General features: G+C 25.0%; 15 protein-coding genes, 1 pseudogene and 1 riboswitch. Of the genes and pseudogenes, 12 read left to right on the top strand and 4 right to left on the bottom strand.

Annotated elements, in window-relative coordinates; all coding sequences use genetic code 11:
- Positions 1–9: 9 nt before the first annotated feature.
- From NY022_RS04010 to NY022_RS04000, 3 genes are all read right to left on the bottom strand, one after another.
- Positions 10–687 (bottom strand): ATP-binding cassette domain-containing protein, encoded by a 678-nt coding sequence (locus NY022_RS04010; RefSeq protein WP_267523719.1) that lies wholly within the window; start codon positions 685–687, stop codon positions 10–12.
- Entirely contained in the window at positions 671–1642 is a 972-nt protein-coding gene (locus NY022_RS04005) for an ABC transporter substrate-binding protein (protein WP_267523717.1), read from the bottom strand. The genes NY022_RS04010 and NY022_RS04005 overlap by 17 nt, the downstream gene beginning before the upstream one ends.
- A gap of 2 nt (positions 1643–1644) precedes the next feature.
- Positions 1645–2379, bottom strand: a complete 735-nt coding sequence (locus NY022_RS04000) for an ABC transporter permease (RefSeq protein ID WP_267523715.1) — start codon at positions 2377–2379, stop codon at positions 1645–1647.
- A riboswitch (TPP riboswitch) is annotated at positions 2367–2466 on the bottom strand. Its footprint overlaps the gene before it by 13 nt.
- A gap of 50 nt (positions 2467–2516) precedes the next feature.
- Between NY022_RS04000 and NY022_RS03995 the strand changes: the two genes are divergently transcribed.
- From NY022_RS03995 to NY022_RS03970, 6 genes are all read left to right on the top strand, one after another.
- Complete coding sequence (locus NY022_RS03995; RefSeq protein WP_267523713.1) at positions 2517–3116, top strand: YigZ family protein; 600 nt, start codon at positions 2517–2519, stop codon at positions 3114–3116.
- 89 nt (positions 3117–3205) lie between these two features.
- Entirely contained in the window at positions 3206–4633 is a 1428-nt protein-coding gene (locus tag NY022_RS03990; RefSeq protein ID WP_267523712.1) for a catalase, read from the top strand.
- Position 4634: 1 nt separating this feature from the next.
- Positions 4635–5099 carry an ankyrin repeat domain-containing protein gene (locus NY022_RS03985; RefSeq protein ID WP_214120329.1) on the top strand — a complete coding sequence of 155 codons (465 nt, stop codon included), beginning with the start codon at positions 4635–4637 and terminating at the stop codon, positions 5097–5099.
- A 283-nt stretch (positions 5100–5382) separates the two neighbouring features.
- Positions 5383–6084, top strand: coding sequence for an ABC transporter substrate-binding protein (locus tag NY022_RS03980; RefSeq protein WP_267523709.1), 702 nt, complete (start codon positions 5383–5385; stop codon positions 6082–6084).
- Between the two features lie 9 nt (positions 6085–6093).
- Positions 6094–6789, top strand: a complete 696-nt coding sequence (locus tag NY022_RS03975; RefSeq protein ID WP_267523707.1) for a transporter substrate-binding domain-containing protein — start codon at positions 6094–6096, stop codon at positions 6787–6789.
- 212 nt (positions 6790–7001) lie between these two features.
- Positions 7002–8030: a cytochrome-c peroxidase gene (locus tag NY022_RS03970; protein ID WP_214117524.1), complete on the top strand. Its 1029-nt coding sequence runs from the start codon at positions 7002–7004 to the stop codon at positions 8028–8030.
- Between the two features lie 10 nt (positions 8031–8040).
- On the opposite strand, the pseudogene NY022_RS03965 reads toward NY022_RS03970, so the two are convergent.
- Positions 8041–8250 (bottom strand): annotated as a pseudogene (locus NY022_RS03965) (Rdx family protein); the annotation flags it as partial.
- Between the two features lie 165 nt (positions 8251–8415).
- On the opposite strand from NY022_RS03965, the gene NY022_RS03960 reads away from it, so the two are divergent.
- The 6 genes from NY022_RS03960 to NY022_RS03935 are packed head-to-tail and all read left to right on the top strand — an operon-like array spanning position 8416 to position 13646.
- Entirely contained in the window at positions 8416–8826 is a 411-nt protein-coding gene (locus NY022_RS03960; RefSeq protein ID WP_267523704.1) for a Fur family transcriptional regulator, read from the top strand.
- 35 nt (positions 8827–8861) lie between these two features.
- The gene (locus NY022_RS03955) at positions 8862–9656 is read left to right on the top strand and encodes a hypothetical protein (protein WP_267523703.1); all 795 of its coding nucleotides are present in this window, start codon (positions 8862–8864) and stop codon (positions 9654–9656) included.
- Between the two features lie 7 nt (positions 9657–9663).
- Complete coding sequence (gene ubiE / locus NY022_RS03950) at positions 9664–10356, top strand: bifunctional demethylmenaquinone methyltransferase/2-methoxy-6-polyprenyl-1,4-benzoquinol methylase UbiE (RefSeq protein WP_267523701.1); 693 nt, start codon at positions 9664–9666, stop codon at positions 10354–10356.
- 1 nt (position 10357) lies between these two features.
- Positions 10358–11881, top strand: a complete 1524-nt coding sequence (xseA, locus tag NY022_RS03945; RefSeq protein ID WP_267523699.1) for an exodeoxyribonuclease VII large subunit — start codon at positions 10358–10360, stop codon at positions 11879–11881.
- On the top strand, positions 11881–12957 hold the full coding sequence (serC, locus tag NY022_RS03940) for a 3-phosphoserine/phosphohydroxythreonine transaminase (protein WP_267523697.1): 1077 nt from the start codon (positions 11881–11883) through the stop codon (positions 12955–12957). The genes xseA and serC overlap by 1 nt, the downstream gene beginning before the upstream one ends.
- Positions 12954–13646 carry a type II secretion system protein gene (locus tag NY022_RS03935; protein ID WP_267523695.1) on the top strand — a complete coding sequence of 231 codons (693 nt, stop codon included), beginning with the start codon at positions 12954–12956 and terminating at the stop codon, positions 13644–13646. The genes serC and NY022_RS03935 overlap by 4 nt, the downstream gene beginning before the upstream one ends.
- Positions 13647–13649: the final 3 nt, after the last annotated feature.

The raw sequence follows: 13649 nt of genomic DNA, 5'->3' as shown, positions 1-13649 counted from the left end.
CTAGTTTAACTAGCCATTAAGATAATTTAAAATTTCATCCTTTGTTTTTATATTTTGTATTAATTTTTTATCTTTTAATAAGTATATTTTATCGCTTAAATTTAAGGCTTCATCAATATCATGTGTGATTATTAGAGTGCTTAGTTTATATTTTTTTTGTATAGTTTTAAACCACTTATGTATTTGAATTTTTGTAATTGTATCAAGTGCATTAAACGGTTCATCTAGTAGATAAATACTTGCCTTAATTACCATTGTTCTAATAAAAGCTATTCTTTGTTTCATCCCACCGCTTAGCTCTTTAGGGTATTTGTTTTTACAATCTAGCATATTAAATTCGGCTAAAATTTCATTAGCCCTTTTTAGTGCTTCTTGTTTGTTAAAATTGTTAATTATCATAGGCAACATTATATTTTCTTCTATATTTTTATGTTCTAATAATAAGTCTTTTTGTTGCATATATCCTATTTTTATAAGCTCATCATTTTCTTGGTTGATTATTATTGCATTATTGTTAGGTAAAATTCCAGCTATTAGGTTAAACATAGTTGTTTTGCCACATCCACTTTCTCCTAAAATACTTACTATTTCGCCTTTTTTTAATTCTAAATTTATATTTTTTAAAATTTCTTTATCTTTATATGAAAAATTAAGATTTTGAATAATTAATTTATTTAATATATTCATTGCTAAATCCTAAATTTAAAGGAATAGTATTTTGTAATATTTTAGTTTCATTTAACCATTCGTAAAACTTATTCCATCTATTAGCATCAAATTCTCCCCATTTAAAAGGATTACTTGCATATTGTTTTGATAAATAACTTTGAGATAATAGTATAAATTCTTTTTTTGCTTTTAATTCGGGTGCGTATTTTATTAAAATTTCAGCAGATTCCTTAGGATTATTAATAGCATAAATATAGCCTTTTTTTATAGCTTTTAATACTTTTTTTGCTTGTTCTTTATTATTTTTTAAATAATCATTATTAGCTATTATTATTGGCGAATAGTAATCAAGTTTTTCATCAAAATCTTTCATATAATAAAAATTTGTTTTAACACCCATTATATTTGCCAAAACAACATCCCAACCATAAAATACCCAGCAAAAGTCAAATAATTTATTTTGAAGACTTGATATTGAATTACTATCTACATTAGGGATAAAAACAATATCATTTGAATTTATATTATTTTTGCTTAAAATATGTTTTATCATAGCTATTTCAACTGGGTCATTCCAGCTACCATATTTTTTGTTTATCATATCTTTAGGCAAAACAATATTATTTTCTTTTAGTGATAATAAACCTGAGGTATTATGCTCTATTATTGCTGCAACTGCTGTTATATTTGCACCTTTTGAAAGCTTTGAAGCCATAGAGTCTTGATAATAAATTCCAAAAGGAGCCTTATTATTTATAATCAAATCACTTGTGCTATCTTCAGGCGATGATTTTATGTTTAGTTCTATATTTTCATCTTTAAAATAACCTTTTTCTATAGCTACAAAAAGTCCTGTATGATTAGTATTAGGAACCCAATCAAGTATAAAATCTACTTGTTCTAAATTATTTTCATTATTTTTAGAACAAGCAATAAATAATATTAAAACCAAAAACGATAAAATTTTTTTCATATTTACTCCCTCCATTTACATATTAATTTTTCAATAATTTTTGTGATTTTTATACTAATTAAGCTAAGTGTAGAAATTAAAACAATAATAGCAAACATATTATCATACATAAATAATTTTTTAGATTGAATCATATATACTCCAAGCCCTTCAAATCCACCAAGCCACTCACTAACAACAGCACTAATATAAGAGTAACTAACACTTACTCTAAGTCCTGAAAAAAAATAAGGAAGTGTGCAAGGAATTTTATAATGCCATAAAATTTGCCTATCATTTGCATTCATTGTTTTTAATAAAGTTATATAGTCTTTATCAATATTTTTTAATCCATCTAATACATTTATTAATATAGGAAATATTGTTGTTATAGTTATTAAAACTATTTTCGGTAACATATTATATCCTAGCCATAATACTAAAATTGGTGCTATAGCAATAGTCGGAATTGTTTGCAAGACAATGAAAAATGGATATATTATCTTATAAATTAATTCAAATTTATTCATTACAAAAGCTAAAATACAAGCGATTATTATTCCAAAAAATAATCCTAAAAATGTTTCAATTAAGGTAATTTTTGTATGAAAAATTAAATTACTATAGTTTTTTATAAACGCTAAGAATATTTCTTTAGGTGACGGAATTATATACTGAGGTAGTATATTAAAATCTTTAGTAATTTGCCATATTATTAAAAAACATAGCCAAAAAATTATACTAGAATATTTTTTCATTTTTTCCCTTCGCTGGAATTATCCAATCAGGTTCTAAGGGTAAGGGCTAAACCCACTCTCAGCAATTAAGCTCCCCTAAAAACTAATTATCATTTTATAATATAATGAATAATGTAAAGCAATTTTAAGGGTTTAAAATGAAAATATTAACAAACAATGTAACAGCAATTCACGAAATAAAAGGTTCTAAATTTTTAACTTATTTTGAACCGTTTAGTATAGATCAGAATGTAAGAATTAGGCAAGAGGAATTAAGAGAAATTCATTTTAAATGTGTTCATGTTGTATATGCTTCTAGGGTATTGAATGAATTTGGACAAATTGTTGAAAATCAAAGTGATGATGGTGAACCTAAAGGAAGTAGTGGCACACCAGCACTTAATGTTTTAAGAGGTGCTGATATTATTAATTGTGTTTGTTATATTGTTAGATATTTTGGTGGAACTTTACTTGGAGTAGGTGGACTTGTTAGAGCTTATTCTTTAAGTGTAAATTTGGGAATAAATGAAGCTATAAAAAATAATTATTTATCTATATATATAAAAAAAGATGATTATTTAGTAGAAATTGATTATGCAATGGTCAATAAATTTAGTTATATACTTGATAATCTTAATATATCTTATGATAAAGAGTTTTTGCATAATGTGTTTTTTACATTACATTTGAGCGAAGATGAATTAAAATTATTAGAATTTAAAATTAAAGATTTAAGAATTGAATTAGTAAAAATATAGAAATAATTTTTAAATAGTAATTTTTATTATTTACTATCTATTATCCTTTTAAAAATATTATTCTATTATAATTTTTAAAAGGAGATATAATGAAACAATTAACAACGGATTTTGGTAACCCAATAGGTTCAAATCAAAACTCACTTAGTGCAGGTGCAATGGGACCGCTTTTAATGCAAGATTATCAATTGATTGAAAAACTTGCTCATCAAAATAGAGAAAGAATTCCAGAGCGTGCAGTTCATGCAAAAGGAAGTGGAGCTTATGGAGAATTAAGAATAACACAAGATATTAGCAAATATACAAAAGCAAAAGTTTTTGCTAAGGGTGAAGTTACTCCACTTTTCTTACGCTTTTCAACAGTTGCAGGTGAAGCAGGTGCAGCTGATGCTGAAAGAGATGTTCGTGGTTTTGCAATTAAGTTTTATACAAAAGAAGGTATTTGGGATTTAGTAGGTAATAATACCCCTACATTTTTCTTAAGAGATGCTTATAAATTCCCTGATTTTATTCATACTCAAAAAAGAGACCCAAGAACTCATTTAAGAAGCAATAATGCTGCGTGGGATTTTTGGACTTTAACTCCTGAAGCACTACATCAAGTAACAATTCTTATGAGTGATAGAGGAATTCCTGCATCATATCGTCATATGAATGGATATGGTTCTCATACTTATTCGTTTATTAATGATAAAAATGAAAGATTTTGGGTTAAATTTCACTTTAAAACCAAACAAGGAATTAAGTGCTTAACAAATGAAGAAGCAGAAAAAATCATAGCAAAAGATAGAGAATCTCATCAAAGAGATTTATATGAGAATATTGAAAAAGGAAATTTCCCTGTTTGGAGTGTAAAAGTTCAAATCCTTGCAGAAAACGAAGTTGAAAAACTTGGATTTAATCCATTTGATTTAACAAAAGTATGGCCTCATAGCATTGTTCCATTAATTGAAGTTGGAGAAATGATATTAAATCGCAATCCACAAAATTACTTTAATGAAGTAGAGCAAGCTGCATTTAGCCCAAGTAATATTGTTCCAGGTATAAGCTTTAGCCCTGATAAAATGCTTCAAGCTAGAATTTTTAGCTATCCTGACGCACAAAGATACAGAATTGGTGCAAACTATCATCAATTACCTGTAAATAGAGCTAGAAATGAAGTTAGCACATATAATGTTGCAGGTGCTATGAATTTTGGTATAGGTGATAATTTAGCTAATGGTGCTTATTATGAGCCAAATACTTTAGATGGTGCAAGTGAAAATGCTAAATATCTTGAGCCTGATTTGGCAATAGGTAATAGTGCAGCTAGATATGCTCCGCTTGATAATGATTTTTATACACAACCAAGAAATCTATTTAATATCTTACCTGCTGATGAAAAAGAAAGACTATATAAAAATCTAGCAGCAAGTTTTGATGGTGTAAAAGATGAAATCATTGCAAAAGCTCTAGCACATTTTGAAAAAATTAGCCCTGAATATGCAAATGGCGTAAGAAAAGCTTTAGGAAAATAAAATGCAATTAAGTAGTGCCGAATTAGCAAGATACGATGAATTATGTAAAATGGCGTTGGATTTTGCAAGAAATAATGATTACAACACTCTCCTTAACATGATAAAGGCAGGATTTAATGTTGATTTTAAAGACCATCGTGGAAACACACTTTTAATGTTGGCTTGTTATAACGGCTCTTACGAATGCGCTCAAATGCTTATTAGCAATGGTGCAAGTGTTGATATGAAAAATGATAAAGGTCAAACTCCACTAGCTGGAGTTTGCTTTAAAGGTTATTTAAATATCGTAAAACTACTAGTAGAAAATGGAGCAAATATTGATGAAAACAATGGTTTAGGAATGACTCCTTATACATTTGCCTTAATGTTTGGAAGAACTGAAATTGCTGAATATTTAGCTTCGCAAAAATCTAGTATATTAAAAAAATTAACGTTAAAACTCTTAAAACTCTTCAAAAAAGTATAAAATTTAAAAGCAAATAATATTTTTTATAAATAATTAATATTATTTGCTATTTTATGATATATTTTTGCAAAAAATTTTAAAGGAGATAAAATGTTAAATTGTAACAATCTAAATTCTTTTGTATTATTAACTAAAGCCCATTGACCCTTACTCTTATTTTTTAATTTCCCAAATTTTTATTATTGTTTATTTTTTAGTTTTTTATTTTTAGCATTTTAGGCTTTATAGCTTTATTTTATTTGCTTGAAAATAAATTTGTTTTATTGTTTTTAAAGGAAAAATTATGAAAAAATTTATTATTTTATTAGCATTTGTAATGCAAATTTTCGCACAAGATTTGATTAAAGTTGGAATTGACCCAGCATATGCACCATTTGGATATATGAAAGATGGTAAAGCATATGGATTTGATATAGATTTAGTAAATGAAATGGCTAAAATATTGGATATTAAAGTGGAATTTGTTCCTATGGATTTTGATGGTTTAATAAGTAGTTTAAAACTTAAAAAAATTGATATGATAGCTTCAGGGCTTAGAAATACACCAGAAAGAGCTAAAAGTGTTGAGTTCAGTGATTTTTACTACATAAGTAGTAATTATTTTTTAAAACAATCTTCAAGAACTGATATTATTGAAATTAATGGACTTACTATAGGAGCACAATTAGGCTCAATTCAAGCTGATATATTAGCTAGATTTAAAGATGTAAAAATATTTTTAAATGCTGATACTTCAAATTTAATCTTAGCATTAGTTGGTGGCAAAATTGATTCTGTTTTAGTAGATAAAACTGTAGCCAAAGGATATTTAAGAAATTATAAAAATTTAGTTGTATTTAAGAAAACTGAAGAAAAAACTGATGGTCTAAGTTTTGCTTTTGCTAAAGGAAATACAAAGTTAAGAGATGAATTTAATAGGGCACTTAAAATTATAAAAGATAGTGGAATTTATGATAATTTAATAAAAAAATATGATATGGAGTAAGGAAAAATTATGAAAAAATTAATTATTTTACTAGCATTTGTAATGCAAATTTTCGCACAAGATTTAATTAAAGTTGGTATGTCGCCTGGTTTTGCTCCGTTTGGATATATAAAAGATGAAAAAATCGTTGGCTTTGATATAGATTTAGTAAATGAAATAGCTAAAGTGTTGGATATTAAAGTGGAATTTGTTCCTATGGATTTTGATGCTTTAATGGGTGCTGTTAAATTAGGCAAAATTGATGTGATAGCTTCAGGACTTAGCAATACTCCTGCAAGGGCAAAAAATGTTGAGTTTAGTGATATTTATTACACTGGTTCAAATTGTTTTTTAAGATTAAAATCAAGAACTGATATTAAAGATTTAAATAATTTAGTAGTAGGAGTGCAATTAGGTTCAATTCAAGCTGCAATGCTTAATGAAATTCCTTCGGCAAAACCATTTTTAAATTCTGAAATTTCAAATCTAATCCTAGCATTAGTAAATGGCAAAATAGATGCTGTTATAGTTGATAAATTAGTAGCTAGAGGATACTTAAATACCTATAAAGAAATTGAAATATTTAAAGATATACAAGAAAAAGGTGGCACTAGCTTTGCATTTGCTAAAGGTAATATTAAATTAAGAGATAAATTTAATGAAGGTTTGAGAATTCTAAAAGAAAATGGTATTTATAACAAATTATTAAATAAATATAATATGTAATATAAATTTTTAAGTTTTTATTAATTTTATATATTTTTTTATAAAATTAACAAAATGTATTTTTATAAAATTGTTAATTATCTTATAAATATCCTTTTATATATTATTATTTTTGATAAATTAATATAAATAAAAAAATTTTATAAATAATATTTTTTATTATCTAAATAATATTATAATTTACTTGCAAATTATATAAAAAGGAGTAAGTAATGAAAAAAATTATGTTATCTTTAAGTTTATTAGTAGGTTTAAATGCTGCTAGTTTAATTGATGAAGCAAAAGAAGCAGGTTTGGTTGCTATACCTAGCGATAAAGCCAAATTAGAAGAATTAATTAAACAATATGCACCTGATTATGTAGAATATCCTACCACTAAAGAAAGAGTTGAACTTGGTAAAAAACTATATTTTGACCCAAGAATTTCAAAAAGTGGAATTATATCTTGTAATACCTGTCATAATTTAGGTTTAGGTGGAACTGATGGGGTTCCAGCAAGTACAGGACACAAATGGTCTCCTAATCCACATCATCTAAACTCTCCAACGGTTTATAATTCTGTATTTAATTCTTCACAATTTTGGGATGGTCGTTCAGGTCATTTACAAGACCAAGCAAAAGGGCCTATTCAATCATCAGTAGAAATGGCAGCTATACCAAGTGAAGTTGTGAGTAAAATTACTTCAATTCCAGAATATGTTAATGATTTTAAAAAAGCTTATGGAGATAAAAAAATTGATTTTGATTTAATTGCTACAAGTATTGGTATTTTTGAAAGAACCTTAATAACTCCATCAAGATTTGATGAATTTTTAAATGGTAATGAAAAAGCTTTAAGTAAAGAAGAAAAACAAGGATTAAAACTATTTATAGATAAAGGTTGCACTGCTTGTCATACAGGTATTAATCTTGGTGGGACACTACAAGCATTTGAAGTAGCTAATAAATATAAATATGCAAATATAGGTGATTTTAAAGGAGATAGCGATGGTTTAATTAAAGCTCCTACATTAAGAAACATTGAATTAACCGCACCTTATTATCATAATGGTGCTATTTGGGAATTAGATGAAGCTGTTAAATTAATGGGAAAAATCCAATTAGGAATAGAAATAAATGATGAAGAATCACAATTAATAATTACATTCTTAAAATCACTAACAGGTAAAATGCCTGATATTACATATCCTAGCTTACCTGCTTCAACTTCTAAAACAATCAAACCTGATTTAGAATATTAAAACATTCCCCTTATTTTAGGGGAATTATATATGTTTTAATTAATGATGTTATCTCATTTTCATGTGGAAAGCGATTGTTATCACAACCTATTAAGTCGTTTTTTGAGTATAAAATTTTATCATTTATACTGACTATAAAGTCGCCTTTTTTGCCTATTAAAAATTCTACACTTATATTTTGAAAATTTTCCATTAGTTCATCTGCAATCCTTGCAGCTTGTGGTCTATAATTTCAAACATTACAATAAATAATTTGTGCTTTCATATTGTATTCCTTAATTTGTTTTTCTTAAATTTAGAATATTTTTATTAATGATTAAATATATTTAATTTTTTGTAGTATTATTTAGTAAATGATAAAAAATATTATATAGTAAAGGTTTATATGAATTGTTTAGAATTATTAAAAGCTAAAAATTTAAAAGCTACACCACAAAGAATGAGTATTCTAAAAGCTCTTTCAAAGCATGAGCATCCAAATATTGATGAGCTTTATGAACAAATTAAGGAAGAATATCCTGCTATATCTCTTGCTACAGTTTATAAAAATTTAGGAACTATGATAGATGAAGGTTTAGTAATAGAGTTAGCATTGCCAAATTCAAAATCAAAATATGATATTTATGAATATGAGCATATACATTTAGTTTGTAATAAATGTAATAGTGTTTATGATTTAGATTATGATAAAGCATATATTAATGATTATCAAAAAAAATTACAAAATAATATTTCATTTAAAATTAGTAATATCAAAATGACTGTTTTTTTAGAAGAGTGTTCAAATTGCAAATAATTTGATGTAAAATTATAACAAAAAGGAGGTTTAAAGTGGCTAGATTGATACACTTTCTTTCTTTTAATGAATATATTAATTTAGACTATAAAAAGGTTGAAGAGAATTTTTATGTTTATGATAATTATTTGTATAAAATTGATGTAATTAATAATGAAATAAATTTTTTAAAAGCTGAAAAATTAGTTGATTTATCTTATAAACAAGAGCATTTTAAATTTAATGATTTTGATCATAAAACTTTAAAATTTAAAAGAAGTATGTTAGATGATAATATAATTGATAAATTTAAAAATTTTTATATTATTACAAAATATAGCGATGAAATAAATTTAAGTAAGTTAGAATTACTAGAATACGAAAGACTAAAAATAACTTTGCTATATGGTTTAAAATCAAAAGAATATGGTATAAGTATAGGTCTTGCTTTAAGGATTTATTTGTTATTTTTAATGAATCAATCTAAAATTTATGAAATATCGGAGTTAATTAATATATTTTCTAATATTTTTAATGATGATATTGCTAAAAATATTATTGATAAAAACAATATTTTAGATTTAATGAGTTTAATTTTGGATAATTATGGTTTTTATGTAAATTGTAATGCTAATGATAGCTTTAATAAAATTTATATAAAAACATTAAGATTATATACTATTAAAGTTAGAAGATATAATGAAAAATTAGATAAATTATTAATATTATTAGATTTTTTATCTTTTTTTAAAATTCATAAAAAATTAGATTTAAAAGAAAAATTATTAAAAAGTAAGAATATTAAAAAAATAGCAAGAAAAATTAGTAAAATTGCAAAAAAATATTATTAGGTTGGGTATGCAAAAACAAGAAAAAATAGTGCAAATGTTTAATGAAATTGCACCTAGTTACGATAAAGCAAATAAAATTTTAAGTTTTGGGATAGACTCCCAGTGGCGTAAATTTTCAGTAGATAAAATAAAAGAATATTTAAATTTTAATAATGAGTTAAAAGTAGTTGATGTAGCTTGTGGCACAGGTGATATGTGTTATTTATTAAAAGAAATTTCTAATGCTAAGGTAATTGGTGTAGATCCTAGCGTAGGTATGTTAGATATAGCAAAAAAACGTTTTAATGATGTTGAATTTAAAGTTGGCTATGCGAATAAATTACCGTTTGAGGATTGTAGTATTGATTTAATAACTATTAGCTATGGTTTTAGAAATGTAGTTGAAAAAGATGAAGCTTTAAAAGAATTTTATCGTGTTTTAAAACCTAATGCTAATTTATTAATTTTAGAATTTTTTAGAAGAGAAAATAATGGTTTTATAGCTAAATGTCGTGATTTTTATCTTAAAAAAATACTACCTATTATAGGTGGAATTTTAAGTAAAAATAAAGCAGCATATGAATATTTACCAAATTCTATTGATGAATTTTATTCAAATGATGAATTTAAACATAAACTTAATGAAAAAAGTTTTAAATTAGAATTTTTTAAGAGTTTTTCATATGGTGTTTGCTCGTTGTTTATAGCAAGAAAGGTTTAAAATGTTATTAGATATCCAAGAAAATTTAAAACCATTATCAGTTAGTGAGATAAATAATTTAGCAAAAAATGTTTTAGAAAATAATTTTTCAAATATATTTGTTATGGGTGAAATTAGCAAAATAACTATCCATAGTTCAGGACATTGGTATTTTACGATTAAAGATGATAATGCTTGTATAGATTGCGTTATGTTTTCTAGTTTTAATAAATTATGTAATACACCTAGCGTTGGTAATAGAGTGCTATTGATGGGAAAATTAACCATTTATCAAAATTCAGGTAGATACCAATTAAATGTAACAAATTTAGAAATTTCTGATAAATTAGGTATGTTACAGGCTAAATTTAATGAATTATATAAAAAATTAAATGATGAAGGTGTATTTAATAAGAACAAAATTTTACCTAAATGTATTAAAAGTTTAGCAATTATAACAGCAAACAATTCAGCTGCTATGAATGATATTTTAAGAGTATATCACAATAAAAAATCTTATTTAATTAAGTTGAAATTCTATGATAGTTTAATGCAAGGAGAAAATGCAGCCAAATCTATTATAAATATATTAGATAATATTAGTAGTAATGATTACGATTTAATATTGATTGCTAGAGGTGGTGGTAGTAAAGAGGATTTATTTTGTTTTAATGATGAAAAATTAGTAAGAAAGATTGCTGATTATAATATACCTATTATAACTGGATTAGGTCATGAAGTAGATGTTCATTTAAGTGATTTAGCTGCTAGTAAATATTATGCTACTCCTACTGCAGCAATGGATGCTATTTGTTATAACAAAGAAGATAGAGAATTATATTTGGATGAGTTATATGATAAATTTAGTAAATTGATTAAAACAAAAATTAAATTAATTGAGCAAGATTTTTTATTTATGAGCAGTAAATTTTCTAAAAGAGATGCATTAAATAAATTTAATTTTTTTAAAAATATTTTAATTAATCAAGAAAAAGCAATGAAGCAAAGATTAGATTATTATTTATTAACTAATAATAAAAAAATAAATTTATTAGAAATAAAAGCAAAATTAAAAAATAATATTTTAAATAAAAAGAATAATTTAAATGTATATAGTAATTATATAAATAAAAATAATTATTATAATAGAATTAGTCTTATCAATGGAAAATTAGAACAATTTAATAAGATATATAATATTAAATTTAGTAATGCAATTAATGAAAAAAAGAAAATATTATTAAAATTTGAAAATAGCAAAAATACAGTTGAATATAAATTTAAAATATTTCAAAATGATTTAAATAATAAAAAAGATTTGTTAAATATTAATTTTAAAAGAAAAATTAAAGAAAAATATGTAACAATTAGCAATTATCATAATATTCTTAAAACTAATAAAGCGTTTTTAGAAAGTATTAAAGAATACGCTAGATTGAAAAAGAATAATATTGGCGTTCAATTAAAAGAATTAAAAATTGGAGATGAAATAGAATTAGTGAGTTTTGATTGTGTTAAAACTGCTAGAATAATTAAGGAGAGTTAATGAGAAAATATAATTTTAGTGCAGGTCCATCTGAATTACCTATTGAAGTTTTGAAAGAAGTACAAGATGAATTATTAAGTTATAAAAATAATGGTTTTTCAATAATGGAGATAAGTCATCGTTCAGCTTATTATGAAGAAATTAATAATCAAGCTATAGCTGATGTGAAAGAACTTTATGGAATAGGCGATGATTATGATGTTGTGTTTATGCAAGGTGGGGCTACATTACAATTTAGTTTATTAGCTATGAATTTTGCTGTTAATAATAAGCCTTGTGATTATATAGATACTGATGTTTGGACAAGTAAGGCATATACCGAAGCTACTTTAGCAGGTATTAATGCTAGAATTGTGGCTAGTTCAAAAGATGATAAATATAGTTATATTCCTAAAGTTGAATTAAATGATGATAGTTCATACACATATATTTGTCATAATAATACAGTGCATGGGACTCAATATAAAACATTACCAAATTCAAAATCGCCTTTAATAATTGATGCTAGTTCAGATTTTTTCTCAAAAAAATTAGATTTTTCTAATATAGGTGTTTTATATGGTGGTGTTCAAAAAAATGCCGGAATTTCAGGTTTTGCTTGTCTTATAATTAGAAAGGATATGTTAGAACGTAGCAAAGATAAAAAAATGCCTATGATGTTTAATTATAACACTCATGCAGAAAATAATTCTTTATATAATACCCCACCTACATTTGCTATTTATATTTTTGCTAAAATTATGACTTGGCTTAAGGCAAAAGGTGGTTTAGATGTGATAAATAAACTAAATGAAGAAAAAGCGAAATATTTATATGATTTAATAGATAATAGTAGCTTTTATAAAACTTATGTGAATAATGATGATAGGTCTTTAATGAATGTATGTTTTACTACTGGTAATTTAGAATTAGATACTAAATTTTGGCAAGAAGCAGCGAAAAATCACGGAATGCTAGGTCTTAAAGGACATAAGAAATTAGGTGGATTAAGGGCTAGTATATACAATAGTGCTTATTTAAATAAGGTTAAAATTTTAGGTGAATATATGAAAGAATTTGAAAGGGCTAATAGATGAAAAAAGCTTTTTCACTAATTGAGCTAATATTTTCTATTGTAGTAATAGGACTGTGTTTATCGGCTGTTCCTAGAGTTGTAGAAGTTAGCTTAAAAAGTGATGAGATAGGGTATAGACAAGAATATTTTTATGAGCTTAAAGAATTATATGGAATGATTAAAAATTTACCATTGAGTGCTAATAATATATGTTATGATGATTATAAAAGTAATAGTTTATTAGCACAATATTGTTTTAATGGGACTAATTATCCTAGCAAACCTGACTTAAGTTTGCTTAATCTAAATTCACGCCATCAAAATGGTAGAAATATAGCTGATAGGTCAGGTGGTAGTAGCAATATAATAGATATATCTTCAAAGCCAGATATAAAAGATTTAACAATAATTCCAGTAGTTGGAGATAAATATAAGTATGAGTTAGGTGGTTATAATGCTAAGGTTGATAAAAGTTCAACAATCACTTTAAAAGAGATTACCGATAAAGATTTAAAGACAAGGTCAGCGATTTTTCCAGAATTAAAAACATATCAATTATTGTTAAAAAATTCTCAGTTTCAAACAGGATTTTATGTATTTTTTTCTAATACTGGTAGGGTAAATAGTGTATTTAGCCAGTATTTATTAAAATCAAATAGTGGTTGGGAAACAGAGATTGAAAATAAATTAAGAGCATTTAGTAATATGTAAATG

It is taken from the genome of Campylobacter sp. MG1, from assembly GCF_026616895.1.
Lineage (GTDB): Bacteria > Campylobacterota > Campylobacteria > Campylobacterales > Campylobacteraceae > Campylobacter_E.
The sequence above is the reverse complement of the archived record's forward strand: the minus strand, read 5'-3'. Positions and strand labels throughout refer to the sequence as shown.

Excerpts from the sequence above, each read along its gene's own strand:
- NY022_RS04010 (WP_267523719.1), bottom strand. The coding sequence starts at position 687 with ATGAATATATTAAATAAATTAATTATTCAAAATCTTAATTTTTCATAT.
- NY022_RS04000 (WP_267523715.1), bottom strand. The coding sequence starts at position 2,379 with ATGAAAAAATATTCTAGTATAATTTTTTGGCTATGTTTTTTAATAATA.
- NY022_RS04005 (WP_267523717.1), bottom strand. The coding sequence starts at position 1,642 with ATGAAAAAAATTTTATCGTTTTTGGTTTTAATATTATTTATTGCTTGT.
- NY022_RS03980 (WP_267523709.1), top strand. The coding sequence starts at position 5,383 with ATGAAAAAATTTATTATTTTATTAGCATTTGTAATGCAAATTTTCGCA.
- NY022_RS03970 (WP_214117524.1), top strand. The coding sequence starts at position 7,002 with ATGAAAAAAATTATGTTATCTTTAAGTTTATTAGTAGGTTTAAATGCT.
- NY022_RS03935 (WP_267523695.1), top strand. The coding sequence starts at position 12,954 with ATGAAAAAAGCTTTTTCACTAATTGAGCTAATATTTTCTATTGTAGTA.
- serC (WP_267523697.1), top strand. The coding sequence starts at position 11,881 with ATGAGAAAATATAATTTTAGTGCAGGTCCATCTGAATTACCTATTGAA.
- ubiE (WP_267523701.1), top strand. The coding sequence starts at position 9,664 with ATGCAAAAACAAGAAAAAATAGTGCAAATGTTTAATGAAATTGCACCT.
- NY022_RS03975 (WP_267523707.1), top strand. The coding sequence starts at position 6,094 with ATGAAAAAATTAATTATTTTACTAGCATTTGTAATGCAAATTTTCGCA.
- NY022_RS03960 (WP_267523704.1), top strand. The coding sequence starts at position 8,416 with ATGAATTGTTTAGAATTATTAAAAGCTAAAAATTTAAAAGCTACACCA.
- NY022_RS03985 (WP_214120329.1), top strand. The coding sequence starts at position 4,635 with ATGCAATTAAGTAGTGCCGAATTAGCAAGATACGATGAATTATGTAAA.
- NY022_RS03990 (WP_267523712.1), top strand. The coding sequence starts at position 3,206 with ATGAAACAATTAACAACGGATTTTGGTAACCCAATAGGTTCAAATCAA.
- xseA (WP_267523699.1), top strand. The coding sequence starts at position 10,358 with ATGTTATTAGATATCCAAGAAAATTTAAAACCATTATCAGTTAGTGAG.
- NY022_RS03995 (WP_267523713.1), top strand. The coding sequence starts at position 2,517 with ATGAAAATATTAACAAACAATGTAACAGCAATTCACGAAATAAAAGGT.